Here is a 24345-nt window from a genome sequence, read left to right as displayed (position 1 = left end):
CCGGCCCGCGGCATGCACTCAGTGCATGTGGGCGTGGTCGTGAGCGCCTGCTTCGGCGTTCAGCGGGCGCACCGGCGCTTGAACCTGCACGGTTTCTTTGGCGCCTTTGGCATCGACGATGGTCAGGGTCAGCGGCACTTGCTCGCCGTCCTTCACCTGCTGGTTCAGGCCCATCAGCATCACGTGCAGGCCATTCGGGTCGAGGGTGACCGGCTTGCCGGCCGGCAGTTCGACCGCCTTGACCTCACGCATGCCCATCACGTCGCCGTTCATGGTCATCTCGTGCACCTGCACGGTCTTGGCCACGGGCGACGCCACACTCACCAGTTTGCTGTCGCTGCTGGCGGTGAGGGTCATGAAGGCACCGGTGGACTGTTGGTGCGCCACGCTGGCGCGCACCCAGGCGTCGCTCACGGTGGTCTGGGCCAGGGCCGGCAGGGCCAGGCCGAACAGGGCCAGGGCAGCCAGGGTGCGTTTGATCGGTTGCATCGACATTCAGCAGATCTCCATCAGGGTGAGCAGGTCTTCGGTGCATTCCTTGGCGTTGAGGGAATGGCCGAGGCTCAGGCGCAGGGTGCCACGGGTATCGTAGACGTAGCTGGTGGACGAGTGAGAGATGGTATAGGTGTCGCCGACCGGGACTTTTTCGTAGAACACCTTGAACTCCCGGGCCACCTCGGCGATTTCCTCGGGGGTGCCGGTCAGGGCGATGATCGCCGGGTCGAATGCCTTGACGTAGGCATCGAGCACTTCGGGGGTGTCGCGCTCCGGGTCCAGGGTGATGAGCACCGGCTGGAACAGCTCCAGGTCACGGCCCCTCAACTGCTTGCGGATCTGCGCCACACGCGCCAGCGCGGTCGGACAGACCGCCGGGCACTGGGTGAAACCGAAGAAGATCATCGGCATGCTGCCGTAGAAGCTCGACAGGGAACGTTCGTTGCCCTGGGTGTCCTTGAGCTTGAATTTGCGCCCGAGGATCTCGTTGCTCATGTTCTTGCCGTACTTGAAGTCCAGGCCGCGGGCCGGGTTGCAGCCCGCCAGCAAGCCAAGCCCCAGTACGCCCATCCCGGCGACTACCGCGCGCCGGGTCAACAGATCAGTCATGGAACCATCCTTTACAGGGAAGGTGCCGGCCCTTGGGATGGGCCAGCCAGAAAACCGGGGCATTCTGTCATGCCCCCCCCTGGTCATCCACCCGACCTAGGCGTTATCGGCCGCAAGCCCTTGATTTCCGGGATGCGGCCTGTTGTCGCAGGGGTTGAATTGGTAACAGTTTATTGCTAGCTGCGGCTTCAGTACTGCAGCGTGTCCATACGCCTGACGAGCGCGGGGCAACCATTGGTATCGATTGCCTTTTGCCAGAACTCGCGGCGCAGCGGGCTGCGTCGATTACTGGCATAACCAAGCAGGCGGTAAAGCTCGGCCTGGTAGGCCCGCGCATCGCCCCATTGCAACTGGATGCCTTGCGGGTCTGGCTTGGCACACTCCAGCATCACCGTTGGCTGCGGGTAGTAGGCTGTGAACTGGGAAAAGTCGGAAAGCGCCTTGTTCAGTGCTGGCGCGTAGGCTGGCCCGTCGACATAGCCAATGCATTGGTTGGCGATGCGCCCAGCAGCTGGCGCGAAGCCTTGCTCCAGGCTTTTGCTCAACAGTGCGCACTGGGTGGGGTCGTTGAGCACAGCGGCATCCGCCTGATAGGCGAACAGGTAAAGCGCCATTCGATACTGGGCCACGGCATGACCTGCATCGGCTGCGCGCTGAAGCTGCGCAAGCGCTGGCGCCCATTGACCACGCAATTGGCCAAGGCGCGGTTCCAGATCATCCGCGGGGGTGCCTTTGGCGAGCTGTTGGACCATCACCATCAGCTGTGGCTCGACCGCATCAAGACTGGCGACGGCCTGGCGGTAGTCGGCCTCGCTGCTACCTGGGGGCTGGTAGGCGCCCAAGGCGTGGGTCGAGAGCATCAGGGCGATGAGTGCGGGCAGGGTGCGGGGCATACCGAGCGTCCTTGTTCAGTCGTTGTGGTTGGCGGGCCAGACGCAATCGCGGGGCAAGTCGTATCGGCGCACCGATGCGAATTGCCCCGCGATAGGAAGAAAGCCGTTAGTAGTAGGCGTTTTCTTTCTGACTGTGGTCAGTCACGTCACGCACGCCCTTGAGCTCTGGAATGCGCTCGAGCAGGGTGCGTTCGATACCTTCCTTGAGCGTCACGTCGGCCTGGCCACAGCCTTGGCAACCACCACCAAACTGCAGCACGGCAATGCCGTCGTCGACCACGTCGACCAGGCTCACGGCGCCGCCGTGGCTGGCCAGGCCCGGGTTGATCTCGGTCTGCAGGTAGTAATTGATGCGTTCGTTGATCGGGCTGTCTTCGTTGACCATCGGCACCTTGGCGTTAGGGGCCTTGATGGTCAGCTGGCCGCCCATGCGGTCGGTGGCGTAGTCGACCAGCGCGTCCTCGAGAAACGGCACGCTGACGGCGTCCAGATAAGCGGTGAAGCTCTTCAGGCCCACCGGCTCGTCGTCGGGTTTTTCTTCGCCCGGCTTGCAGTAGGCGATACAGGTCTCGGCGTACTGGGTGCCCGGCTGGGTGATGAAAATACGGATGCCGATCCCCGGCGTGTTCTGCTTGGAAAGCAGATCGGCCAGGTAATCATGGGCGGCGTCGGTAATAGTTATAGCGCTCATGGAAGTTCCTCACAGACTTGCCGGCAGTGTACGCCAACCCGTGCCCTGAACAAAGTCCTAGTATTTGACTCGGGATAGCGCCAGGGCAGGCTCCGGGGCCACGGGAGCCGCCAGCCAGGCCTTGAGCCGCCCGTACAGGCCACGTTCCAGCCAGTGGTAGCTGAACCACGACATTAGTCCGATTGACGGCACGCACAGGGCGAATACCAGGTAGGGGTTCAGGCGCAGCCGCTGGCTGACGAACAAGCCGGCGTAAAGCACCAGCACATGAATCAGGTACACCGAGTAGGAGCAGTCGCCCAGCATCTTGAGCAGCCGGTTGCCTTTGAAGTACGGCTCCAGCGCAATGAACGCGAGCACCACCAGCGCGCTGGGCAGGCCCCAGTGCAGCAGGCGCTGCGAGGCGTCCAGGTGATAGAGCGCAAAGCCCGCCAGCGCCAGCAGCCCCAACGGCAGCCATAGCCCCTCGCGGATCAGCCCGCGCCGGTACAGCACCCCCAGGCCGATGCCCAGCAGGAATTCGTAGACAATGTCGTTGTTGTAGAAGCGGCTGAGCACACCCAGGCGGCCGAGGACTTCGCTGAACAGCAACAGCGCCGCCGTGACCAGCAGCAGGTGATGGCGCTGGCGCACCAGGAAGGCCAGGCCGAACAGCAGGTAGAAGAACATCTCGAAGTTGAGCGTCCAGCCGACGTTGAGCGTGGGGTACAGGCCGTAGCCACCGGGGTTCTCGGCCGGGATGAACAACAGCGACAGCAGCAAGTGCTGCCACTCGAATACCTGGTGCGGCATCCAGCGGCTGGCGATCAGCATCAGTACGGCCATCAACAGGGTGTAGAACCAGTAGGCCGGCACAATGCGCAGGGCACGGTTGAGCAGGAACTGCCCGGGGGCGATGGCCTTGTCGCGGGTGGACAGGTAGATCACCAGCCCGCTGATCACGAAGAAGATGTCCACCCCTACCGCACCGCGGTCGGCGAGCAGTTGGCCGATCGGGCCGCTGGCGTGGAAGTCGAAGAAGATCTGCCGGAAGTGGTGGCAGACCACCACCCAGGCGGCGAATGCCCGCAGAGCTTGAAGCGAATACAACATGAAATACCTGCGATTGCCGGTGCATTGCGAGCCCGGCGAGCGCTACGCGCTCGTTTCGCCGGCAAGCCGGCTCCCACAGGATTTCACACGCTGCCTGTGGGAGCCGGCTTGCCGGCGATTGGGCTGCAAAGCAGCCCCCACGGCCCCGTTCACCGACTCCGACCGCAGCCTTTTCAGAAAGGTCAGCCTATCCGATCAGAGGTTCTCGTAGCGGTTCATGTCCAGCACGCCCTCTTCCACAGGATCGGTCTCCTGGATATAGCGGCTCAGGTCATGGAAGTAGCGCCAGAACTCGGGGTGGCTGCGACGCACGCCCCAGCGCATGACCACCCGCTCGAACTTCGCCGTGTCATCGCGGGCCGCTTCCAAATCTTCGACGAACTCCGGCACATCCTTGGCCGGCACATTGAAGATGAAATTGGGGTAGCTGCTGAGCACGCCGGGGTACAGCGTCAGGGTATCCAGCCCAGGCTGGTAGCGGTACGCCTCGCCGAGCAGGAACGCCACGTTGCTGTGGGCGCGATTGCGCAACAGGCTGTAGACCTGGCGCTGGCCGCCCTGCCCTTCGATGCGCAGCATTGTCGCCTCGGGCAACTGGTCAATCACCTTCAGGCCAGCGGCCGGGCGTGAGACCAGGCGGCTCAACGACTGCTCGACATCACGGAACTCTTCACTCATCTGTGGGCGCGAACAATAGGCGCCCTGGCAGCGGTTGATCGGGTCGGGCGCGGCATTCAGGCTGCCGGTACGCTGTAGCAGCTTGAGGCCGAAATCACGCTTGGGGTCCTGCTTGTCAAGCTTGAGGGCACTGGGGGTGTCGGTGTCGATGTCGGTGTAATCCATCCACATCTTGACCTTGCCGCTGTTCTGGTACCAGTCGCTGAGAATCTCGCCGCGTTTGTTGGCCGGCATCAGGCGCAGGAAATTGACCTCGGCGCCATTACGGATGAGGTCGAAATACAGGCGCGTCTGCAGCTGGTGCGAGACGTTGCCGAACACGTCGAAGTTCACCGCCAGCTGGTAATAGGTGCGCTCGAACAGCGGGTAGTCGAACAGCCACATGGTCAATGGCACATCGCCGATCAGGCCCTTGGTCACCGAGGCGCTGTCGAAGTGGCGGAAGATGCTCAGCAGGGCATTGTCGTTACCGGCCCACAGGGTCGACCAGCTCGGCGCGGGCTGTTCGGCATAAGCCTCGCGGCGCAGCGCCTCGTAGTCGTTGCGCTTGTCGCGGTAGGCGTGCCACAGGCTCAGCACGCTGCCCACGTCGTCGATCTGGCCCGGCATGGCCAGCAACGGCGTGGCCTCGCCACGGTAGCGCGCATCGGTGATGTAGAGGTCGTGGGCCGGTTCCTGGAACAGCGCCCAGAAGTTGTCGCGGATCACGTCGGTGGCGATCTGCCCGCGGCACACCGGGCCTCGGATGAAGGTGCGCACGAAGTACTCGGCGTTATCCAGCATGAACTGGTAGCGCGCCACCGCCGGGATCGCCTCGAAGGTTTCGAACGGGTTGGCGCGGTGGCGCGGGCCGTAGCCGGGCAGCGCATCGGCGTGCCAGTCGCCGCTGTAGAACAGCTGCTTGACCCGCTTGAGCTTCTGCGGGCCCATCGGGTAGGTGATGTGGGTCTTGTGCACGATCACGCCCTGCACCGGGATCAGCCGGTAGTAGAAGTCGGTGCCGGGCGGATCGTTGGGGCGGCGGGTGGCGATCAGGTCGACCGGCTGGCCGCTGGGCGTGCGTGAGCGCACCCACTGGAAGAAGTGGCCCTGCTCGCCGCCCTTGAAATAGATGTGGGCGAGGAACAGGTGCTCGTACAGCCAGCGGCCAACCAGCGCTTCGGTCGAACCCGGGCGGTTGAGCAGTTCTTCCCAGTCGGCGATCTGCTGCGCTTCGGTGGCACTTGGCTGGATCGGGGTCTTCTCCACCGGGGCACCGGCCGCCAGCCAGCGCTGCAGGGTCTGGTACTCCTGGTCGGTCAGGCCGGTGACCGCCAGGGGCATGCCCTCCTTGGGGTGGGCGCCGGCGTAGGCGTCGAACTCGTGGGGCATGGGGCACATGTTGTTGCGGTTGAGCCCCAGCACGATCTCTTCGGGCAGCTTGGCGTTGGGGGTGAGCGGGGTCTTGTGGCCCAGCTCGAGCATGCGCGCCATCAGCGCGGCCTGGCTGCCCTGCTTGTCCAGCACCGAATAGAAGCCCTGCTTGCGCCAGCCGGCCTCGTCACGGGCGTCATAGAACAGCCGGGTGGTGGGCACCGCCTTGCTGCGCTCGCCCTGGTAGACCGGCACTTTGGAAGCGCCGCGCTCGGCACCCTCGGCGCTGCCCAGGTTGAGCTGGCAGGCGGCATCGTTGCAGGCGTGGCAGGCCACGCACTTCTCGGTGAAGATCGGTTGGATGTCCCGCGTGTACGAAACCGTCGGGCTGGATTGGGGGGCCTGCGCGAACGCCGCGCCACTGATCAGCAGTGCGAAGGCGCTGGCGAGAATGCGAAACAGCATGTGCCGAATGTCCTGGTTACTTGAAGCCATCACGATGTGCCTGGCGGGTCCTGAGGTGTGGGTGGCGCGCCGCACTAACATGAACGAAATTCATGCAAATGGGCAGGACGCCTAAAATCCATGCAGCTTTGTTATTATTCGGCACCTTCTGATTTTTGCCCGACCAGGTAGTCCTATGTCCGACCGCAGCGCTCGTTACCAAGCACTCCAGAAAGCACTCAAAGAGCGCATCCTGATCCTCGACGGCGGCATGGGTACTATGATCCAGAGTTACCGCCTCGAGGAACACGACTATCGTGGCACGCGCTTCGCCGATTGGCCAAGCGATGTTAAAGGCAACAACGACCTGCTGCTGCTCAGCCGCCCGGATGTGATCGCCGCGATCGAGAAAGCCTACCTGGACGCTGGCGCCGACATTCTCGAAACCAACACCTTCAACGCCACGCAGATTTCCCAGGCCGACTACGGCATGGAAGCGCTGGTATACGAGCTCAACGTCGAAGGTGCGCGCATCGCCCGCCAGGTGGCCGATGCAAAAACCCTGGAAACCCCGGACAAGCCGCGCTTCGTCGCCGGCGTGCTCGGCCCGACCAGCCGCACCTGCTCGATCTCCCCCGACGTCAACGACCCGGGTTACCGCAACGTCACCTTCGACGAACTGGTGGTGAACTACATCGAGGCCACCCGGGGCCTGATCGAAGGCGGCGCCGACCTGATCCTGATCGAGACCATCTTCGACACCCTCAACGCCAAGGCGGCGATCTTCGCCGTGCAGCAGGTGTTCGAGGAAGACGCCGTCGAATTGCCGATCATGATCTCCGGCACCATCACCGACGCCTCCGGCCGCACCCTGTCCGGGCAGACCACCGAAGCGTTCTGGAACTCGGTGCGCCACGCCAAGCCGATCTCCATCGGCCTGAACTGCGCCCTGGGCGCCAAGGACCTGCGCCCGTACCTGGAAGAGCTGTCGGGCAAGGCCGACACTTTCGTATCGGCGCACCCCAACGCCGGCCTGCCGAACGCCTTCGGTGAATACGACGAAACCCCGGCCGAAATGGCCGCAGTGGTCGAAGAGTTCGCCGCCAGCGGTTTCCTCAATATTATCGGCGGCTGCTGTGGCACCACCCCGCCGCACATCCAGGCCATCGCCGAGGCCGTGGCCAAGTACAAACCGCGTGAAATCCCGGACATCCCCAAGGCCTGCCGCCTGTCGGGCCTGGAGCCGTTCACCATCGATCGCCAGTCGCTGTTCGTCAACGTCGGCGAGCGCACCAACATCACCGGCTCCGCCAAGTTCGCCCGGCTGATCCGTGAAGAGAACTACACCGAAGCGCTGGAAGTCGCCCTGCAGCAGGTCGAGGCTGGCGCCCAGGTGATCGACATCAACATGGACGAAGGGATGCTCGACTCCCAGGCCGCCATGGTCCGCTTCCTCAACCTGATCGCCGGTGAGCCGGACATCTCCCGCGTGCCGATCATGATCGACTCCTCCAAGTGGGAGGTGATCGAGGCGGGCCTCAAGTGCATCCAGGGCAAGGGCATCGTCAACTCCATCTCGATGAAGGAAGGCGTCGAGCAGTTCAAGCACCACGCCCGCCTGTGCAAGCGCTACGGCGCCGCCGTGGTGGTGATGGCCTTCGACGAGGTCGGCCAGGCCGACACCGCCGCGCGCAAGCGCGAGATTTGCCAGCGCAGCTACGACATCCTGGTCAATGAAGTGGGCTTCCCGCCGGAAGACATCATCTTCGACCCGAACATCTTCGCTGTCGCCACCGGTATCGAGGAGCACAACAACTACGCCGTCGACTTCATCGAGGCGTGTGCCTATATCCGCGACCACCTGCCCTACGCCCTGACCTCGGGCGGTGTGTCCAACGTGTCGTTCTCGTTCCGTGGCAACAACCCGGTGCGCGAGGCGATCCACTCGGTGTTCCTGTACCACGCGATCCAGAACGGCCTGACCATGGGTATCGTCAACGCCGGCCAGCTGGAGATCTACGACGAGATCCCCGCCGCGCTGCGTGAGAAGGTCGAAGACGTGGTGCTCAACCGCACCCCGGAAGGCACCGACGCCCTGCTGGCCATCGCCGACGACTACAAGGGCGGCGGCGCCACCAAGGAAGTCGAGAACGAGGCCTGGCGCTCGCTGCCGGTCGACAAGCGCCTGGAGCACGCACTGGTCAAGGGCATCACCGCGCACATCGTCGAAGACACCGAGGAGTGCCGCCAGCAATGCGCGCGCCCGATCGAGGTGATCGAAGGCCCGCTGATGAGCGGCATGAACGTGGTCGGCGACCTGTTCGGCGCCGGCAAGATGTTCCTGCCCCAGGTGGTGAAATCGGCCCGGGTGATGAAGCAGGCCGTGGCCCACCTGATCCCGTTCATCGAAGCTGAGAAAGGCGACAAGCCCGAGGCCAAGGGCAAGATCCTCATGGCCACGGTCAAGGGCGACGTGCACGACATCGGCAAGAACATCGTCGGCGTGGTGCTGGGTTGCAACGGCTATGACATCGTCGACCTGGGCGTGATGGTGCCGGCCGAGAAGATCCTGCAGACCGCCCGCGAGCAGAAGTGCGACATCATCGGCCTGTCCGGCCTGATCACCCCGTCGCTGGACGAGATGGTGCATGTGGCCCGCGAGATGCAGCGCCAGGACTTCCACCTGCCGCTGATGATCGGTGGCGCCACCACCTCCAAGGCGCACACGGCGGTGAAGATCGAGCCCAAGTACAGCAACGACGCCGTGGTCTACGTCACCGACGCCTCGCGCGCAGTCGGCGTGGCTACCCAGCTGCTGTCCAAGGAGCTCAAGGCCGGCTTCGTCGAGAAGACCCGCGAGGAGTACGTGGAGGTGCGCGAGCGCACCGCCAACCGCAGCGCCCGCACCGAGCGCCTGAGCTATGCCCAGGCCATCGCCGCCAAGCCGCAATACGACTGGGCCGGCTACCAGGCCGCGGTGCCGTCCTTCACCGGCGTGAAGGTACTGGACAACATCGACCTGCGTACCCTGGCCGAGTACATCGACTGGACCCCGTTCTTCATCTCCTGGGACCTGGCCGGCAAGTTCCCGCGCATCCTCACCGACGAAGTGGTCGGCGAGGCGGCCACCTCGCTGTACCAGGACGCCCGCGAGATGCTCGACAAGCTGATCGACGAAAAGCTGATCAGCGCCCGCGCGGTGTTCGGCTTCTGGCCGGCCAACCAGGTCAACCATGACGACATCGAGGTGTATGGCGACGACGGCGAGCCGCTGGCCACCCTGCACCACCTGCGCCAGCAGACCATCAAGCCCGACGGCAAGCCGAACTGGTCGCTGGCCGACTTCGTCGCGCCGAAGGACAGTGGCGTGACCGACTACGTGGGTGGCTTCATCACCACCGCCGGCATCGGTGCCGAGGAAGTGGCCAAGGCCTACCAGGACAAGGGCGACGACTACAGCTCGATCATGGTCAAGGCCCTGGCCGACCGCCTGGCCGAGGCCTGCGCCGAATGGCTGCACGAGCAGGTGCGTAAAGAGCACTGGGGCTACGCCAAGGACGAGCACCTGGACAACGAGGCACTGATCAAGGAGCAGTACAGCGGTATCCGCCCTGCCCCAGGCTACCCGGCCTGCCCGGACCACACCGAGAAGGCCACGCTGTTCCGCCTGCTCGACGGCAGCGCCATCGGCGAAACCGGCCCGAGCGGGGTGTTCCTTACCGAGCACTTCGCCATGTTCCCGGCAGCGGCGGTCAGCGGCTGGTACTTCGCCCACCCGCAGGCGCAGTACTTTGCCGTGGGCAAGGTGGACAAGGACCAGGTCGAGCGCTACAGCGAGCGCAAGGGCCAGGAGGTCAGCGTGAGTGAGCGCTGGCTGGCGCCGAACCTCGGGTACGACAACTAAGAGCGTGGGGCCGCTTTGCGGCCCGCTCGCGGCACAAGGCCGCTCCTACAGGAGCATGCGATTTCTTGCAGGAACGGCCTTTTGCCGCGAACGGGCTGCACAGCAGCCCCGATAGCCACCTACACTGTCCCTGATTGCCTCTGACCCAAGGAGCCAACCATGGACGATTCCAGCCAAGGCAAACCACCCACCTTCTGGCAGATGCTGCAGAGCATCCTCGCCGCCGCCTTCGGCGTGCAAAGCGGCAAGAACCGCGCCCGCGACTTCACCTACGGCAAGGCCAGCCACTTCATCGTGATGGGTACGCTGTTCACCCTGATTTTCATCTTCGTGCTGATCGGGCTGGTGCAGCTGGCGATGCATCTGACGGCGCGCTAGACGAACATGCAACCCCTGTAGGAGCGGCCTTGTGCCGCGAAAGGGCTGCGCAGCAGCCCCGGCAATCTTGAGTCTGGGTCAATTTCCCGGGGCCGCGTTGCGGCCCTTTCGCGACACAAGGCCGCTTCTACAGGGGCGCGCAAGACCATCAAGATCGATGCCGAACGCAAACCGCCCGCGGATATCCACTCCGCGGGCGGTTCAGGTGTGTTTCACGGTTTATGGCGGCCCGTTACTGGTGGCTGACCCAATACACGGCGGTGACCACCACCAGCACGATCAGGCACAGGATCGCCCAGGCGTCGACACTGCTGTCAGCTTTGCGGACCTTGGTTGAGTTTCCCATTGCATTGCCTCTTGTAGTGGTTATGGGAATGCACTTCACAAGCAGCAGTTAAGTTCAGCAATGCCCTTCGCTCAAGCAGGGACTTTCAATAGTCGACGGGCGACGTGAGAAACGGGTAGCGGTAGCTGGCCGGGCGCCCTTCGGCGCTGTAACGATTAAAGTCGACGCCATGGCCGCCCTGCTCCAGCAACTGCAACCAACGGCGGGCCTTGGCCGGGTCGATCAGTTGCAGGACTGGCACCTGATGCTCGCGCGCTCCGTCGCGATTCACCGCCAGGCCCATGGCATCGTCGTGCAGCATGACCATGGCCCAGCCGCCCAGGGTGAAGTGGCCGCCCATCAACACGCCCAGGCGCCCGTCAATCAGTGCGCGCAGGGCTTCTGGCGAGCTGTTCACCGCGCTGAACACGGCATCGCGCCCCGGCACCTTGCCGGCCTGCTCGAAGGCACGCATGGCGCCGAAGGCCATTTCATCGTTGGCCGACCACACCAGCCGGGTGTCGGGGTAGCGTTCAAGCAGCACCTGCGCCTGCTCGAAGGCGCGCTGGCGGTTCCAGCCGCCATACACCACCTGGCGCAGGCGCACCTGCGGGAAGTCTGCCAAGGCGCGGCGCATGCCCTGCTCGCGCAGTTGCGAGGCTGGGGTGGTCTTGACCCCGGCAAAGGCCAGCAGGTCGACCGGCCCGGACGAACGCGGCAGTTTCGCGACCATTGCCTTGAGCATCTGGTAGCCGGCCTCCTCGTCGTTGCTGGTCAGGGTGCCGAGCACTTCGGGGTACTTGTCGGGCTGGGCCTGAATGCTGCGCGCCTGGCTGTCCGTCAGGCCGTTGTTGACCAGGAACAGCTTGACCCCGGTGCCACGGGACAGGCGGATGATCTCGGGGGCGACGTACTGTTCATTGACCAGTACCAGGTAGTCCGGGCGCTCTGGCCCCTGCAGCACGGCGCGGGCCTGGGTCAGGGCCAGGTCGGCCCGGCGTTCGCTGTACTGCACGCGCAGTTGCATGCCCAGGTCCGTGGCGGCGGCCTGCATGAAGCGTGAGTAGTCGACCCAGAACGTCTCGTTGGACAGGCCTGGGTTGAGAAAAACCACCGAAGCGGCCTGTGCGCCCGCCACCAGTGGCAGGCTCAGGAACAGGCCCTGGCACAAGGCCTTGAGCATGGGGTTACATCCCTGGGAAGCAAACGGCGGAGTATACCCGCAGCGCGGCGCAGAGCGGGCAAATGGCAGTCAGTCTCACTTAGTCCAAATGGTTCTTTTCATATGCAAAAACATCACTTTAGCGCATAAACCCACTCTGCTATCGTTCCCCCGCTCCGCTCCGGAGTGCGCGGCCGTGCGCGCGATTAGCTGCATGCAGCCTGAGACAGGACTTTTATGTACGTATACGACGAGTACGATCAGCGGATCATCGAGGACCGCGTCAAGCAGTTCCGTGATCAGACCCGCCGCTACCTGGCCGGTGAGCTGAGCGAAGAAGAATTCCGCCCGCTGCGCCTGCAGAACGGGCTCTATGTCCAACGCTTCGCCCCGATGCTGCGCGTCGCCGTGCCCTATGGCCAGCTGAACGCGACGCAGGCCCGTATGCTGGCGAAGATCGCCCGCGACTACGACAAGGGCTACGCGCATATCAGCACCCGCCAGAACGTGCAGTACAACTGGCCGGCGCTGGAGGACATCCCGGATATCCTGGCCGAGCTGGCCACCGTGCAGATGCACGCGATCCAGACCAGCGGCAACTGCCTGCGCAACGTCACCACCGACCAGTTCGCCGGTGTCGCCGCCGACGAACTGGTGGACCCGCGCCCATGGTGCGAGATTGTCCGCCAGTGGACCACTTTCCACCCGGAATTCGCCTACCTGCCGCGCAAGTTCAAGATTGCCGTCAACGGTTCGAGCGACGACCGCGCCGCCATCGAAGTGCACGACATTGGCCTGGAGCCGGTGCGCAACGCGGCCGGCGAGCTGGGCTTCCGCGTACTGGTCGGCGGCGGTCTGGGGCGTACTCCGGTGATTGGCGCGTTCATCAACGAGTTCCTGCCCTGGAAGGACCTGCTCAGCTACCTGGACGCCATCCTGCGCGTGTACAACCGTTACGGCCGCCGTGACAACAAGTACAAGGCACGGATCAAGATCCTGGTCAAAGCCCTCACCCCGGAAGTGTTCGCCGAGAAGGTCGAGGCGGAAATGGCCCACCTGCGCGGTGGCGAAACCACCCTGACCGAGGCCGAAGTGCAGCGCGTGGCGCGCCACTTCATCGACCCTGAATACCTGGCGCTCGACAACCAGGACTACAGCGCGCTGGATGCCGAGCACCCAGGCTTCGCCCGCTGGCGTTCGCGCAACACCCGCGCCCACAAGAAGCCGGGCTATGTCGCGGTGACCCTGTCGCTCAAGCCCACCGGCGTCGCCCCAGGCGACCTGACCGACAAACAGCTGGACGCCGTGGCCGACTTCGCCGAGCGATACAGCTTCGGCTACCTGCGCACTTCGCACGAGCAGAACATCATCCTCGCCGACGTCGAGCAGCGCCAGCTGCACGCCCTGTGGCTTGAACTGCGCGAGCAAGGCTTCGCCACGCCGAACATCGGCCTGCTGACCGACATCATCTGTTGCCCGGGCGGTGATTTCTGCTCGCTGGCCAACGCCAAGTCGATCCCGATCGCCGAATCCATCCAGCGCCGCTTCGACGACCTGGACTACCTGTTCGACATCGGCGAGCTCGACCTGAACATCTCCGGCTGCATGAACGCCTGCGGCCACCACCACGTCGGCCACATCGGCATCCTCGGGGTGGACAAGAAAGGCGAGGAGTTCTACCAGGTTTCGCTGGGCGGCAACGCCGCACGCGACGCCAGCCTGGGCAAGATCCTCGGCCCTTCGTTCGCCCAGGATGACATGGCCGACGTGATCGAGAAGCTGATCAACGTGTATGTCGAGCGACGCACCGAAGACGAGCGTTTCATCGACACCTACCAGCGGATCGGTATCGACCCCTTCAAGGAACGCGTCTATGCAGCGAATCATTAAGAACAACCAGATCGTCGACGAAACCTGGCACCTGCTGCCCAAGGACGTCTCGATCGACGAGCTGACCAACTGCGACGACTACATCGTGCCGCTGCAACTGTGGCGTGACCATCCGAGCATGCTCAAGGCCCGCGATGGCGGCCTGGGCATCTGGCTGGACAGCGACGAGGAAGCGGAAGAGATCGGCGAAGACGTGCAGTATTTCCAGGTCATCGCCCTGAACTTCCCGGCCTTCACCGACGGGCGCAACTACTCCAATGCGCGCCTGCTGCGTGACCGTTACAAGTTCAAGGGTGAACTGCGCGCCATCGGCGACGTGCTGCGCGATCAGCTGTTCTACATGGCCCGCTGTGGCTTCGATGCGTTCGCCATCCGTGCCGACAAGGACCCGGAAGACGCGCTGCAAAGCCTGAAGGACTTCTCGGTGACCTACCAGGGCGCCACCGACGAGCCGCTGCCACTGTTCCGCCGCCGCTGATCGTCACCTGCTGCATCGACCGGCCCGCCTTATGGCGGGCCGATTCGTTTGCGGCGTAGGTTCAACCACCGGTGCCCTGCCCGACCAGCACGCCGTCGACCTTCTGCCCGTACAGGTTGACCCCGTCATTGGCGTGGAACTTCAATCGCGTCTTCTCGATCGAGCCTTCCAGCAGCCGTGGATCCTGCGGCCGTTCGTGACGGTTGATCCAGGCCGCCACGTCCCAGGCCTGCTGGTCACTCAGGCTGCCTGGCTTGCCCAGCGGCATGTTGTACTTGATGAACGACGCCGCGGTATTGATGCGGTGCATGCCGGCCCCCCAGTTGTACGAGTCCTTGCCCCACAACGGCGGCATCACATACTCCCCGGCAACCTGCTGCCCTTCGCCGTTGTCACCGTGGCAGATCGCGCATTGCTCGCGGTACACCTGCTGGCCACGCTTGAAGTCGTAGCCGCCTGCGGGCTGCGCCACCTCGGGGTAGCCCCGACCGGCGATCTCGACACCGGTTGGCGCCTGGGTCGACAGCCAGTAGGCATATACGCTCAGCGCCGTCATCTGTGGGCTGTCGGCCGCCGGCGGCTTGCCATTCATGCTGAACTGGAAACAACCCTGGATGCGCTCGGCGAAGGTGTTGACCTTGTCGTTTTTCTTGCGATACGCCGGGTACATCGGATAGGCGCCCCACAACGGCGCCGAGTGGGCCATACGCCCCTGGTCGAGGTGGCAATTGCTGCAGTTCAGGCCATTGCCCACGGCGTCGGGCATCAAGCGGCGGGTATCGACGAACAAGGCATGGCCCTGGCGGACCATCTTGCCGAAGGCGTTGTCGGGGATGGCGCTCTCGGCGGGCGCCACGAACTGCGGCGCGGCCTGCACGCCCGGCACCTTGAGCTGCGATTGGTCTTCCATGGCAATCGGCGCGGCCTGGGCACTGCCGATGGCCAGCAACAGTAAAGCGGGGAACAGGGTTTTCATGGCTTGCCCTCCTGGCTGGCCGACAGGCTTGCTGCATTGGCAAAATACTCGGCAATCGCCTTGACCTCGGCATCGGTCATGGCCTTGGCCACGTTGACCATCAACTGGTTGGGGTCGTTACTGCGGCTGCCGTCGCGCCAGGCATTGAGCTGGGCCACCAGGTAGCCGGCCGGTTGCCCGGCCAAGGGCGGGAAGTGCTCGCCGACACCGCTGCCACCAGGCCCGTGGCATTGCACGCAGCCGGGGATCTGCCGGCCCCAGTCGCCATACAGGGCCAGGCGGGATACCGCGTCGCCGGCAATCTGCTGGCGACGCAGATCGGCGACGGCGTCGGTCGGCAACGTAGTGAGGTAGGCACTGACCGCTTCGATTTCCGCGTCACTCAGCGCCTTGGCCAACGGCTCCATCACCGCCTGCTTGCGGCTGCCCTGGCGAAAGTCGCGCAGTTGCTTGGCGAGGTAGCCGGCAGGCAAGCCGGCAAGGCGGGGGAAGCCGGCAGCGCCAATGCCTTTGCCATCCGGCCCATGGCAACCCAGGCAGGCCATGGCGGCGGGGTTCTGCCCGCCCTGGTTGAAGACCTTTTGACCGTCGGCGGCATACGCCAAGGGCCAGGCCAGGATCAGCAGACCGCCGATCACGACACGACTCAGGGGTTTCATCACGGAAGACTCCATTTCCTTGTTATAAGCTTAGGCTCAAACGACATAAGCCCAGAAATACTAGGGCTAATGCCCGGTATGCGACAACGTGTCACCGGGAAGGAAAAGGGCAATCTGCCCGCTAATCGATCATTGGCTGCGCTGGATCAAGAACCAGAGATGCACTCGGTCGCCGCCGTGCGCACATCCCCCAGGCGCAGCGGGAAATTATTCAAGCGCTCATGCACCTTGATTGCACTGCCGCTGCCGCGCTTGTCGATGTCCAGCAGCGCCGCCGGCCCCACGCCTGCTGCGAGCTTTTGCGGCACGATCAGGCGCAGGCCATCGCCACGTACCTCTTCGCCCAGTGGGTCGCGTGTGTCCGTCAGTTTGCGCTTGACGCAATCGGCGTACTCACGGGGCGTCTTGCCAGACATTACATCCATGGTTTCGTGAGATTCTTCCAACTCCGTCACGCTTACACAGCCACCCAGTGCCACCGCCATCGCCGCTACCAGCCACTTCATTCACGCTACTCCCATTGCAAAGGTCATCCTCTGACCGCGACCAGGCGCAATTGCTCCCTGAACTGGCAGAAATCTCCCCAGCCGGCCGAGCCCGGGCGCAAGTGTAACGCCACATCGTGGTATCGTTCGCCTTTGCAGAAACAACCCTTGCGGAGCACCCCATGAAATTCGTACACCAGCGCGAGCACCTGAACGAGGACGACATCGTCGTCATCGAGTGCTCCCAGCGCTGCAACATCCGCCTGATGAACGACGCCAACTTCCGCAGCTTCAAGAATGGCGGCCGACACACTTATCACGGTGGCCACTTCGAAAAGTTCCCGGCAAAAATCACCGTGCCCAGCACCGGCTTCTGGAACATCACCATCGATACCGTATCCACGCGCCCGATCTCGGTGACCCGCAAGCCGACCCTGACGCACAAGATCAAGATCATTCGCCGCTCCTCGTCGAAACTCGGATAACGCCCGCATGACCCAGACCATCAAATACGTGATCAAGTACAAGCTCGACGGCGAACGCCGCTGGGATTTCGCCCTGATGCCCGATGCCTCGCTGGAGCAGGCGCAGCAGGCCCTGCGCAAGATCCACGGCGACGACGCCGAGAAGATCAGCGACATTCAAGTCAGCAAGGCCCTGTAAAACCGCCCCCGATCCCGCCGCACTCAAGGAGTCGCCCATGAGCACCTGGCCAGACCGCCGCATCCTCGACCTGTTGAACATCGAGGTGCCCATCCTCCAGGCGCCCATGGCCGGCGCCAGCGGCTCGGCGATGGCCATTGCCGTCGGCAACGCCGGCGGCCTGGGCGCCCTGCCCTGCGCCATGCTGACCCACGACCAGCTACGCGCAGAAATCGAGGCCTTCCGCGCCGCGTGCAGCGGCCCGCTCAACCTCAACTTCTTCTGCCACCAGCCGCCGGCACCGGACCCCGAGCGCGACGCACGCTGGAAGCAGGCGCTCAAGCCCTACTACGACGAAACCGGCGCCGACTTCGACGCGCCAACGCCCGTGTCCAACCGTGCGCCGTTCGACGAGCAGAGCTGCCAACTGGTGGAGGCGATGCGCCCGGCAGTGGTCAGCTTCCATTTCGGCCTGCCTGCTACAGGATTGCTGCAACGGGTCAAGGCAACCGGGGCCAAGGTGCTGTCCAGCGCCACCACGGTCGAGGAAGCCCTCTGGCTCGAGCAGCACGGCTGCGACGCGATCATCGCCATGGGCTACGAGGCAGGCGGCCACCGCGGCATGTTCTTGAGCGACGACATCACCAGCCAGATCGGCACCTTCGCCCTGGTACCCCAGGTGGTGGACGCGGTGCGCGTACCGGTAATCGCCGCAGGCGGCATTGCCGATCACCGTGGCCTGCTCGCCGCCCTCGCCCTGGGTGCCTCGGCAGTGCAGATCGGTACTGCCTACCTGTTTAGCCCGCAGGCCAAGGTCTCGCCGGCGCATCGCCGGGCACTGGACAACGCCCCGGCCAGCGCTACCGCGCTGACCAACCTGTTCACCGGTCGCCCTGCGCGCGGCATCAACAACCGCATCATGCGCGAGCTGGGGCCCATGAGCGCGCTCGCCCCGCACTTCCCGCTGGCCGGCGGCGCATTGATGCCCCTGCGGGCAATTACCGACCCACAGGGCAACAGCGATTTCAGCAACCTGTGGTCCGGCCAGGCCCTGCGCCTGGGCAAAACCCTCGACGCAGGGGAATTGACGCGTCAGATTGCCAGCGAGGCAGTTAAAATCTTGACCCATAGATCAGATTTTTAGCGCCACAGCTCTTCCCGACGGATGGTTTATCGCTATATAGTCCGCACCATAACGATAATCACCCGTCCCTAGGAGCCTTCTCGATGCGTATTCGCCTGTCCCACCTGGCCGCCGCTACCCTGGCCAGCCTGTTCTCCCTCAACAGCGCCTGGGCCGATGAAGTCCAGGTTGCCGTGGCAGCCAACTTCACCGCGCCCATCCAGGCCATCGCCAAGGATTTCGAGAAGGATACCGGCCATAAGCTGGTTGCCGCCTATGGCGCCACTGGCCAGTTCTACGCACAGATCAAGAACGGCGCGCCATTCGAAGTGTTCCTGGCCGCCGACGACAGCACCCCGGCCAAGCTCGAGCAGGAAAAAGAGACCGTCGCAGGTTCGCGCTTCACCTACGCCATCGGCACCCTGGCACTGTGGTCGGCCAAACCCGGCTACGTCGACAGCAAAGGCGAAGTCCTGAAGAAAAACGACTTCCAGCACCTGTCCATCGCCAACCCCAAGACCGCCCCCTACGGCCTGGCCGCCACCCAGGTGCTGGACAAGCTCAAGCTGACCGACGCCACCAAGGCCAAGCTCGTCGAAGGCCAGAACATCACCCAGGCGTTCCAGTTCGTTTCCACCGGCAATGCCGAGCTGGGCTTCGTCGCCCTGTCGCAGATCTACAAGGACGGCAAGGTCGAGAGCGGCTCGGCCTGGATCGTCCCGGCCTCGATGCACGAGCCGATCCGCCAGGACGCGGTGATTCTGAACAAGGGCAAGGACAACCCGGCGGCCAAGGCGCTGGTCGACTACCTCAAGGGCCCGAAAGCAGCGGCCGTGATCAAGTCCTACGGCTATGAAATCTGATGCCGCTCGACGCCAGTGACCTGGGTGCGATCTGGCTGACCATCAAACTGGCCAGCCTGACCACGGCCATCCTGCTGGTGGTGGGCACGCCCATCGCCTGGTGGCTGGCCCGTACCCGCTCCTGGCTGCGCGGGCCGATTGGCGCGGTGGTGGCGCTGCCCCTGGTACTGCCACCGACGGTGATCGGCTTTTACCTGCTGCTGACGCTCGGCCCCCATGGCTGGGTCGGCCAGGCCACCCAGGCGCTGGGCCTGGGCAGCGTGGTGTTCAGTTTCGCCGGGCTGGTGATCGGCTCGGTGGTGTATTCCATGCCGTTCGTGGTCCAGCCCCTGCAAAATGCCTTCAGCGCCATTGGCCAGCGCCCGCTTGAAGTGGCCGCGACCCTGCGCGCCAGCCCCTGGGATACCTTCATCCACGTGGTGCTGCCGCTGGCCCGCCCCGGTTTCGTCACCGCCAGCATTCTCGGCTTTGCCCATACCGTGGGCGAATTCGGCGTGGTGTTGATGATCGGTGGCAATATCCCCGACAAGACCCGCGTCGTCTCGGTGCAGATCTTCGATCACGTCGAGGCCATGGCCTATGACCAGGCCCACTGGCTGGCCGGGGCCATGCTGCTGTTCTCTTTCCTGGTGCTGCTGATGCTCTACGCCGGCCGGCGTGGCAAGGCTGGCTGGAGCTGAAATGAGTGCTTCGATTCAGGCGCGCCTCACACTGGCGCGCGACGATTTCACCCTGGATGTCGACTTGCGCCTGCCCGGGCGCGGCATCAGCGCGCTGTTTGGCCATTCCGGCTCGGGCAAGACCTCGTGCCTGCGTTGCCTGGCGGGCCTGGAGCGTGCCGCCAGCGCCTACATCGAGGTCAACGGCGAGGTCTGGGAAGACAGCGCGCGTGGGTATTTCATAGCCCCTCACCAACGCCCGGTGGGTTATGTGTTCCAGGAAGCCAGCCTGTTCCCGCACCTCTCGGTGCGCGGCAACCTGGAATTCGGCTGGCGCCGCATCGCCCCCGCCGAGCGCAAGATCAAACTGGACCAGGCGTGCCAGCTGCTGGGCATCGGCCACCTGCTCGAACGCAAGCCGGCAACCTTGTCGGGCGGCGAGGCACAACGTGTCGGCATCGCCCGGGCACTGCTCAGCAGCCCGCGCCTGTTGCTGATGGACGAGCCGCTGGCGGCGCTGGACAGTGCGCGCAAGCGTGAGATCCTGCCCTATCTGGAACGCCTGCATGACGAGCTGGATATCCCGCTTATCTACGTCAGCCATGCCCAGGACGAAGTCGCGCGCCTGGCCGACCATCTGGTGCTGCTGGAGCAGGGCAAGGCCCTGGCCAGTGGCCCGATCGGCCAGACCCTGGCGCGCCTGGACCTGTCACTGGCCCAGGGCGAGGATGCCGGCGTGGTGCTCGAAGGCGTGGTGGTCGGCCACGACCCGCACTATGAGTTGTTTGACCTGCGCCTGCCCGGCGGCGAAGGCCCCTTGCTGCGCATCGCCCATCCGGCCTTGCATGTAGGCAGCACCCTGCGACTGAAGGTACAGGCCCGCGATGTGAGCCTGGCACTGAGTGCCGACGGCGCCTCGAGCATTCTCAACCGCCTGCCGGTGCGGGTGCGCGAGTGCCGCGCGGCAGACAACCCGGCCCATGTGATGGTCAGCCTGGACGCCAGCGGCAGCCCTCTGCTGGCGCGCATCACCCGCTACTCGGCAGAGCAGCTCGGCGTGCAGCCGGGCCAGCATCTGTGGGCGCAGATCAAGTCGGTGGCGCTACTCGGTTGAGCAACGCCGCAATGGCGGTTGTCCATTGCTGCATGACCGCTCGATGGACTGCACCGATGCCCGACTGCCCGCTACCCGCCGCCCTGCACTACGTCGACGATAGCCACCCCGGGCTGAGCCGGCGCAAGCGTGGCGAGCGTTTCATCTACTTCGACGCCTCGGGCCAGCAGGTGCGCGATGCCGCGACTCTGGCGCGCATCGCCGCGCTGGTGATCCCGCCAGCCTATACCGAGGTGTGGATCTGCACTGACCCGCTGGGCCACTTACAGGCCACCGGCCGCGATGCCCGGGGGCGAAAACAGTACCGCTACCATCTGCAATGGCGCGAGCAGCGGGACCAGTACAAGTACGGGCGCCTGCTGGCCTTCGCCGAAGCACTGCCCGCCTTGCGCAAGCGCTTGGACGAACACCTGGCACGCCGCGGGATGGACCGGGAAAAAGTGATGGCGCTGGTGATCAGCCTGCTCGACGCGACGCTCATTCGCATCGGCAACCGGCAGTACCTGCGCGACAATCGCTCCTACGGGCTGACCACACTGAACTGCCGTCACGTAAAGGTTCGGGGCAGTACCATTCGCTTTCAGTTCCGCGGCAAGCGCGGTGTCGAACACGATGTCACCCTGCATGACCGACGCCTGGCAGCACTGCTCAAGCGCTGCATGGAACTGCCCGGCCAGGCGCTGTTCCAATACCTCGACGACGATGGGCAACGCCACAGCATCGGCTCGACCGAGGTGAACCAGTTTCTTCAGCAGTTGACCGGCGCCGACTTCACCGCCAAGGACTACCGCACCTGGGCCGGCAGCAGCCTGGCCCTGAGCCTGCTAAAGCCACTGGCCTGGGAACCCGACAGCGAAGCCCGGCGCCAGGTGGCGGCAACCGTGCGCCAGGTTGCCAACCGCCTGGGCAATACGCCGGCCGTTTGCCGCCGCTGCTATATCCACCCTGCGTTGCTCGAGCATTTCCAGCTCGGGCGCCTGGCACAGCTGCCGCGAGCGCGCAAACGCAAGGGTTTGGAGCCCGAGGAAGCAGCGCTGCTGGTTTTTCTCCAGGCACTGGGCGCAAACGATCATTGAGCTCGGCTATTTCACTTATCAAACAAGGAAATTTCCCATATGACGCCAACCACCCTATCCTTGCCACCGAGCACCTTCGCTGACGGACACCCTCATATGTCCACCAGCACCTGCAACTAGAGACAGGCATAAATTGTCTGACGGAGGAATTACTATCCGCCGAAAGCGTCTTTAATGGAAAGGAAGAGGGACAAAGCTCCCACCGTTGTGGTAAATGGCCCGGCGGTTTTTACATCACCAAGGAGAACTACATGCTGATACTCACCCGTAAGGTCGGCGAAAGCATCGTCATCAACGACGACATCAAAGTCACCATTCTGGGCGTTAAGGGGATGCAAGTGAGGATCGGCATCGATGCGCCAAAGGATGTCCAGGTGCACCGTGAAGAGATTTACAAGCGAATCCAGGCAGGCAGCCCTGCCCCGGAGAAAGGCGACCACAGCAACGACAACTGATAACACCCGCATCAAGCCGCACGGACGCGTCTGATCGATTGCCCGCCCACGCGGGGCGCCCACCCTGAACCTCAGGTGCCCAGCAGTTCGCGCACCTTGGCGATCATTCTGTCCATGTCGAATGGCTTGTCGAACACCGCGGCGAACAGCTCGGGGCGGATCAGCTTTTTGTCGGCCTGCGCACCGCTCATGAGAATGACAGGCAGGTGCGGCAGCTCCAGCTCAGTGCGAATAGCCCGCACGAGTTCCACACCACTCATCACCGGCATCATGTAATCGGTGATCACCAGTTGCACATGCCCACCTTCGCGCCCCCCTTTCAAGGCCTCCAGGGCCTTGCGCCCGTTGCTGGCCTTTTCCACCTGATACCCCTCATCCTCCAAAGCAAAACCGAGGATATCGGCAATCAGGTACTCGTCATCGACGATCAGGATGGTGTTCATGGCGTCATCCCATCAGCGATCTCCCTGCGGGACTGCTGTGCCGCTGAGCACGCCACTTGCGCCATCGAAAACCCGCCCCAGGGTGATCCCCTGCGGCCCCAGGTGCAGCGCCTGCAGCCTTGGGTCGTGGTCGCTGTCGCGCACCTTGACGATCGACAGCACGCGGTGCAGCTTGGCATCGAGTTCGGCGAAGCGCATCAGCACGAGATTATCGACAATACTCGATAGGTCCGGCGCCGGGGCGGTGATCTCGGCGCCGAAAATATCACGCATCTCCCACGTGAGCAGGACGGTCACCTCACGTGCGCGCAGCTCACCGGTCAGGGCACGGAAGAACGCGTTCAAGCGCCCAGGCTCCAGCGCCAGGCGTCCGAACGCACCGAGGCTGTCGATCACCACGCGCTTGGCACCCAGCGCCTGCACCTGCTCAAGCAAACGTGCGCCTACCTCATCCAGCAACCCCTCAGTGGTGGGTTGCCAACTCAATTGCACGACCCCGTCGCGCTCATGCCTGGCGATGTCGAAGCCTAGTGCTTGAGCCTTGAGACGCAGGCGTGCGGGCGTCTCGTAGAACCCGAAGTGCAGCCCGGGCGCGCGTTCATCGGACGCCGCTATAAAGGCGATGCCCAAGGCACTCTTGCCGACCCCGGACGGCCCCATCAGCAGGCTCACGGAGCCTTCGGCCAAACCGCCGCCGAGCATGCCATCCAGATCGTTCACGCCAGTAGTGGCGCGGCTCAGCGCTTGCGCACCAGGCTGGCTGGGGTGGCTGTACAGTGATTCGAGCCGCGGGAAGACCTTCAACCCTTCCTCGCTGATCAGGCACTCATGGCGCCCCGACAGCGCCGCGCTGCCACGGGTCTTGCGCAGCTGGACATGACGCACCGCCGTGCTGCCAACCAGGTGCTCGCCCAGCTCGATGACGCCATCGACCATGGTGTGCTCGGGGCTGCCTTCTTCCAGGCGTGCGCTGGTCAGCAGTAGAACGGTGCATCCGGCAAAAGCGGCATGCCCCTGCAATTCGGAAACGAACTTCTTGGTGTCGAGGCTGGTTTCCGCCCGTGAGCGGGCATTGAGCAGGCCATCGACGATCAGCAGGCTTGCCTGCTGCCGGGCAATCTCCTGGCGCAACAGCCGCACCACAGCGTCGAGGCCATCCTGCTCAAGTGTGTCGAAGGCGCTGACGAACTGAATGCTGTCGCCCACCAGCGTCTGATCGAAAAAGGTCAGGGTCGACAGGTACTGGAACAACCGCTCGTGGGATTCACTGAGCAATGTGGCTACCAGCACCCGCCCGCCTTCGCGAACATGGTTGCAAGCCAGCTGGTTGGCCAGGATGGTCTTGCCCGAGCCCGGATGCCCCTGGACGATATAGGACGCCCCGACCACCAACCCGCCCTTGAGCAAGGCATCGAGGCCTTCTATACCGGTGGCCAATCGCTTGAGGTGTTCAACCAT

At 64.0% G+C, this 24345-nt stretch carries 24 protein-coding genes; 12 read left to right on the top strand and 12 right to left on the bottom strand.

Features of this window, described 5'->3' with window-relative positions; translation table 11 throughout:
• Nucleotides 1–18 precede the first annotated feature (18 nt).
• The 6 genes from L6D77_RS01330 to L6D77_RS01305 all read right to left on the bottom strand — a co-directional run bounded on the left by L6D77_RS01330 (nucleotide 19) and on the right by L6D77_RS01305 (nucleotide 6276).
• Nucleotides 19–495, bottom strand: a complete 477-nt coding sequence (locus tag L6D77_RS01330; protein ID WP_232879789.1) for a copper chaperone PCu(A)C — start codon at nucleotides 493–495, stop codon at nucleotides 19–21.
• Nucleotides 496–1104, bottom strand: a complete 609-nt coding sequence (locus L6D77_RS01325; protein ID WP_232879790.1) for an SCO family protein — start codon at nucleotides 1102–1104, stop codon at nucleotides 496–498.
• A gap of 188 nt (nucleotides 1105–1292) precedes the next feature.
• On the bottom strand, nucleotides 1293–1997 hold the full coding sequence (locus tag L6D77_RS01320) for a sel1 repeat family protein (protein ID WP_232879791.1): 705 nt from the start codon (nucleotides 1995–1997) through the stop codon (nucleotides 1293–1295).
• Nucleotides 1998–2103: 106 nt separating this feature from the next.
• Nucleotides 2104–2688, bottom strand: coding sequence for a Fe-S biogenesis protein NfuA (nfuA, locus tag L6D77_RS01315; protein ID WP_110996563.1), 585 nt, complete (start codon nucleotides 2686–2688; stop codon nucleotides 2104–2106).
• Nucleotides 2689–2745: 57 nt separating this feature from the next.
• The gene (locus L6D77_RS01310) at nucleotides 2746–3780 is read right to left on the bottom strand and encodes an acyltransferase family protein (protein WP_232879792.1); all 1035 of its coding nucleotides are present in this window, start codon (nucleotides 3778–3780) and stop codon (nucleotides 2746–2748) included.
• Nucleotides 3781–3975: 195 nt separating this feature from the next.
• Entirely contained in the window at nucleotides 3976–6276 is a 2301-nt protein-coding gene (locus tag L6D77_RS01305) for a fatty acid cis/trans isomerase (protein ID WP_232879793.1), read from the bottom strand.
• A gap of 175 nt (nucleotides 6277–6451) precedes the next feature.
• Here L6D77_RS01305 and metH point away from each other — a divergent pair, with 175 nt between their 5' ends.
• Together metH and L6D77_RS01295 are read left to right on the top strand one after the other, a co-directional pair.
• Nucleotides 6452–10159, top strand: coding sequence for a methionine synthase (gene metH / locus L6D77_RS01300; RefSeq protein ID WP_232879794.1), 3708 nt, complete (start codon nucleotides 6452–6454; stop codon nucleotides 10157–10159).
• 159 nt (nucleotides 10160–10318) lie between these two features.
• The gene (locus L6D77_RS01295) at nucleotides 10319–10537 is read left to right on the top strand and encodes a DUF2970 domain-containing protein (RefSeq protein ID WP_232879795.1); all 219 of its coding nucleotides are present in this window, start codon (nucleotides 10319–10321) and stop codon (nucleotides 10535–10537) included.
• A gap of 431 nt (nucleotides 10538–10968) precedes the next feature.
• Here the strand turns inward: L6D77_RS01295 and L6D77_RS01290 are convergent, their stop codons facing one another.
• The gene (locus tag L6D77_RS01290) at nucleotides 10969–12045 is read right to left on the bottom strand and encodes an ABC transporter substrate-binding protein (protein ID WP_232879796.1); all 1077 of its coding nucleotides are present in this window, start codon (nucleotides 12043–12045) and stop codon (nucleotides 10969–10971) included.
• A gap of 216 nt (nucleotides 12046–12261) precedes the next feature.
• Between L6D77_RS01290 and L6D77_RS01285 the strand changes: the two genes are divergently transcribed.
• Together L6D77_RS01285 and L6D77_RS01280 are read left to right on the top strand one after the other, a co-directional pair.
• Entirely contained in the window at nucleotides 12262–13914 is a 1653-nt protein-coding gene (locus L6D77_RS01285; RefSeq protein ID WP_232879797.1) for a nitrite/sulfite reductase, read from the top strand.
• On the top strand, nucleotides 13898–14392 hold the full coding sequence (locus tag L6D77_RS01280) for a DUF934 domain-containing protein (protein ID WP_232879798.1): 495 nt from the start codon (nucleotides 13898–13900) through the stop codon (nucleotides 14390–14392). The genes L6D77_RS01285 and L6D77_RS01280 overlap by 17 nt, the downstream gene beginning before the upstream one ends.
• 61 nt (nucleotides 14393–14453) lie before the next feature.
• On the opposite strand, the gene L6D77_RS01275 is transcribed toward L6D77_RS01280, so the two are convergent.
• The 3 genes from L6D77_RS01275 to L6D77_RS01265 all read right to left on the bottom strand — a co-directional run bounded on the left by L6D77_RS01275 (nucleotide 14454) and on the right by L6D77_RS01265 (nucleotide 16533).
• Entirely contained in the window at nucleotides 14454–15368 is a 915-nt protein-coding gene (locus L6D77_RS01275) for a c-type cytochrome (RefSeq protein WP_232879799.1), read from the bottom strand.
• Nucleotides 15365–16027, bottom strand: coding sequence for a c-type cytochrome (locus L6D77_RS01270; protein ID WP_232879800.1), 663 nt, complete (start codon nucleotides 16025–16027; stop codon nucleotides 15365–15367). The genes L6D77_RS01275 and L6D77_RS01270 overlap by 4 nt, the downstream gene beginning before the upstream one ends.
• A gap of 146 nt (nucleotides 16028–16173) precedes the next feature.
• Nucleotides 16174–16533, bottom strand: coding sequence for a hypothetical protein (locus L6D77_RS01265; protein ID WP_232879801.1), 360 nt, complete (start codon nucleotides 16531–16533; stop codon nucleotides 16174–16176).
• A gap of 161 nt (nucleotides 16534–16694) precedes the next feature.
• On the opposite strand from L6D77_RS01265, the gene L6D77_RS01260 reads away from it, so the two are divergent.
• From L6D77_RS01260 to csrA, 8 genes are all read left to right on the top strand, one after another.
• Nucleotides 16695–16997, top strand: a complete 303-nt coding sequence (locus L6D77_RS01260; RefSeq protein ID WP_232879802.1) for a DUF1883 domain-containing protein — start codon at nucleotides 16695–16697, stop codon at nucleotides 16995–16997.
• 7 nt (nucleotides 16998–17004) lie between these two features.
• On the top strand, nucleotides 17005–17175 hold the full coding sequence (locus tag L6D77_RS01255; RefSeq protein ID WP_167409850.1) for a hypothetical protein: 171 nt from the start codon (nucleotides 17005–17007) through the stop codon (nucleotides 17173–17175).
• 37 nt (nucleotides 17176–17212) lie between these two features.
• Nucleotides 17213–18298, top strand: a complete 1086-nt coding sequence (locus L6D77_RS01250) for an NAD(P)H-dependent flavin oxidoreductase (RefSeq protein WP_232879803.1) — start codon at nucleotides 17213–17215, stop codon at nucleotides 18296–18298.
• A gap of 83 nt (nucleotides 18299–18381) precedes the next feature.
• On the top strand, nucleotides 18382–19140 hold the full coding sequence (gene modA / locus L6D77_RS01245) for a molybdate ABC transporter substrate-binding protein (RefSeq protein WP_232879804.1): 759 nt from the start codon (nucleotides 18382–18384) through the stop codon (nucleotides 19138–19140).
• Nucleotides 19140–19820: a molybdate ABC transporter permease subunit gene (gene modB / locus L6D77_RS01240; protein ID WP_232879805.1), complete on the top strand. Its 681-nt coding sequence runs from the start codon at nucleotides 19140–19142 to the stop codon at nucleotides 19818–19820. The genes modA and modB overlap by 1 nt, the downstream gene beginning before the upstream one ends.
• A gap of 1 nt (nucleotide 19821) precedes the next feature.
• Nucleotides 19822–20913: a molybdenum ABC transporter ATP-binding protein gene (gene modC, locus L6D77_RS01235; protein WP_232879806.1), complete on the top strand. Its 1092-nt coding sequence runs from the start codon at nucleotides 19822–19824 to the stop codon at nucleotides 20911–20913.
• A gap of 56 nt (nucleotides 20914–20969) precedes the next feature.
• Nucleotides 20970–21989: a DNA topoisomerase IB gene (locus L6D77_RS01230; RefSeq protein ID WP_232879807.1), complete on the top strand. Its 1020-nt coding sequence runs from the start codon at nucleotides 20970–20972 to the stop codon at nucleotides 21987–21989.
• Nucleotides 21990–22240: 251 nt separating this feature from the next.
• Nucleotides 22241–22444: a carbon storage regulator CsrA gene (csrA, locus tag L6D77_RS01225; RefSeq protein ID WP_232879808.1), complete on the top strand. Its 204-nt coding sequence runs from the start codon at nucleotides 22241–22243 to the stop codon at nucleotides 22442–22444.
• Between the two features lie 71 nt (nucleotides 22445–22515).
• On the opposite strand, the gene L6D77_RS01220 is transcribed toward csrA, so the two are convergent.
• Nucleotides 22516–22887 carry a response regulator gene (locus tag L6D77_RS01220; RefSeq protein ID WP_232879809.1) on the bottom strand — a complete coding sequence of 124 codons (372 nt, stop codon included), beginning with the start codon at nucleotides 22885–22887 and terminating at the stop codon, nucleotides 22516–22518.
• A gap of 12 nt (nucleotides 22888–22899) precedes the next feature.
• Nucleotides 22900–24345: an ATPase domain-containing protein gene (locus L6D77_RS01215; protein ID WP_232879810.1), complete on the bottom strand. Its 1446-nt coding sequence runs from the start codon at nucleotides 24343–24345 to the stop codon at nucleotides 22900–22902.

The organism is Pseudomonas parasichuanensis (genome assembly GCF_021601385.1).
GTDB lineage: Bacteria > Pseudomonadota > Gammaproteobacteria > Pseudomonadales > Pseudomonadaceae > Aquipseudomonas > Aquipseudomonas parasichuanensis.
This window is presented reverse-complemented; position numbering and strand designations above follow the sequence as displayed.

Coding starts and splice junctions, on each gene's coding strand:
- csrA (WP_232879808.1), top strand. CDS start 22,241: ATGCTGATACTCACCCGTAAGGTCGGCGAAAGCATCGTCATCAACGAC.
- L6D77_RS01305 (WP_232879793.1), bottom strand. CDS start 6,276: ATGCTGTTTCGCATTCTCGCCAGCGCCTTCGCACTGCTGATCAGTGGC.
- L6D77_RS01330 (WP_232879789.1), bottom strand. CDS start 495: ATGTCGATGCAACCGATCAAACGCACCCTGGCTGCCCTGGCCCTGTTC.
- L6D77_RS01320 (WP_232879791.1), bottom strand. CDS start 1,997: ATGCCCCGCACCCTGCCCGCACTCATCGCCCTGATGCTCTCGACCCAC.
- L6D77_RS01250 (WP_232879803.1), top strand. CDS start 17,213: ATGAGCACCTGGCCAGACCGCCGCATCCTCGACCTGTTGAACATCGAG.
- L6D77_RS01220 (WP_232879809.1), bottom strand. CDS start 22,887: ATGAACACCATCCTGATCGTCGATGACGAGTACCTGATTGCCGATATC.
- L6D77_RS01260 (WP_232879802.1), top strand. CDS start 16,695: ATGAAATTCGTACACCAGCGCGAGCACCTGAACGAGGACGACATCGTC.
- metH (WP_232879794.1), top strand. CDS start 6,452: ATGTCCGACCGCAGCGCTCGTTACCAAGCACTCCAGAAAGCACTCAAA.
- L6D77_RS01230 (WP_232879807.1), top strand. CDS start 20,970: ATGCCCGACTGCCCGCTACCCGCCGCCCTGCACTACGTCGACGATAGC.
- L6D77_RS01295 (WP_232879795.1), top strand. CDS start 10,319: ATGGACGATTCCAGCCAAGGCAAACCACCCACCTTCTGGCAGATGCTG.
- modB (WP_232879805.1), top strand. CDS start 19,140: ATGCCGCTCGACGCCAGTGACCTGGGTGCGATCTGGCTGACCATCAAA.
- L6D77_RS01310 (WP_232879792.1), bottom strand. CDS start 3,780: ATGTTGTATTCGCTTCAAGCTCTGCGGGCATTCGCCGCCTGGGTGGTG.
- L6D77_RS01285 (WP_232879797.1), top strand. CDS start 12,262: ATGTACGTATACGACGAGTACGATCAGCGGATCATCGAGGACCGCGTC.
- L6D77_RS01255 (WP_167409850.1), top strand. CDS start 17,005: ATGACCCAGACCATCAAATACGTGATCAAGTACAAGCTCGACGGCGAA.
- L6D77_RS01280 (WP_232879798.1), top strand. CDS start 13,898: ATGCAGCGAATCATTAAGAACAACCAGATCGTCGACGAAACCTGGCAC.
- L6D77_RS01265 (WP_232879801.1), bottom strand. CDS start 16,533: ATGAAGTGGCTGGTAGCGGCGATGGCGGTGGCACTGGGTGGCTGTGTA.
- L6D77_RS01215 (WP_232879810.1), bottom strand. CDS start 24,345: ATGGTTGAACACCTCAAGCGATTGGCCACCGGTATAGAAGGCCTCGAT.
- modC (WP_232879806.1), top strand. CDS start 19,822: ATGAGTGCTTCGATTCAGGCGCGCCTCACACTGGCGCGCGACGATTTC.
- L6D77_RS01275 (WP_232879799.1), bottom strand. CDS start 15,368: ATGAAAACCCTGTTCCCCGCTTTACTGTTGCTGGCCATCGGCAGTGCC.
- L6D77_RS01325 (WP_232879790.1), bottom strand. CDS start 1,104: ATGACTGATCTGTTGACCCGGCGCGCGGTAGTCGCCGGGATGGGCGTA.
- L6D77_RS01290 (WP_232879796.1), bottom strand. CDS start 12,045: ATGCTCAAGGCCTTGTGCCAGGGCCTGTTCCTGAGCCTGCCACTGGTG.
- L6D77_RS01270 (WP_232879800.1), bottom strand. CDS start 16,027: ATGAAACCCCTGAGTCGTGTCGTGATCGGCGGTCTGCTGATCCTGGCC.
- modA (WP_232879804.1), top strand. CDS start 18,382: ATGCGTATTCGCCTGTCCCACCTGGCCGCCGCTACCCTGGCCAGCCTG.
- nfuA (WP_110996563.1), bottom strand. CDS start 2,688: ATGAGCGCTATAACTATTACCGACGCCGCCCATGATTACCTGGCCGAT.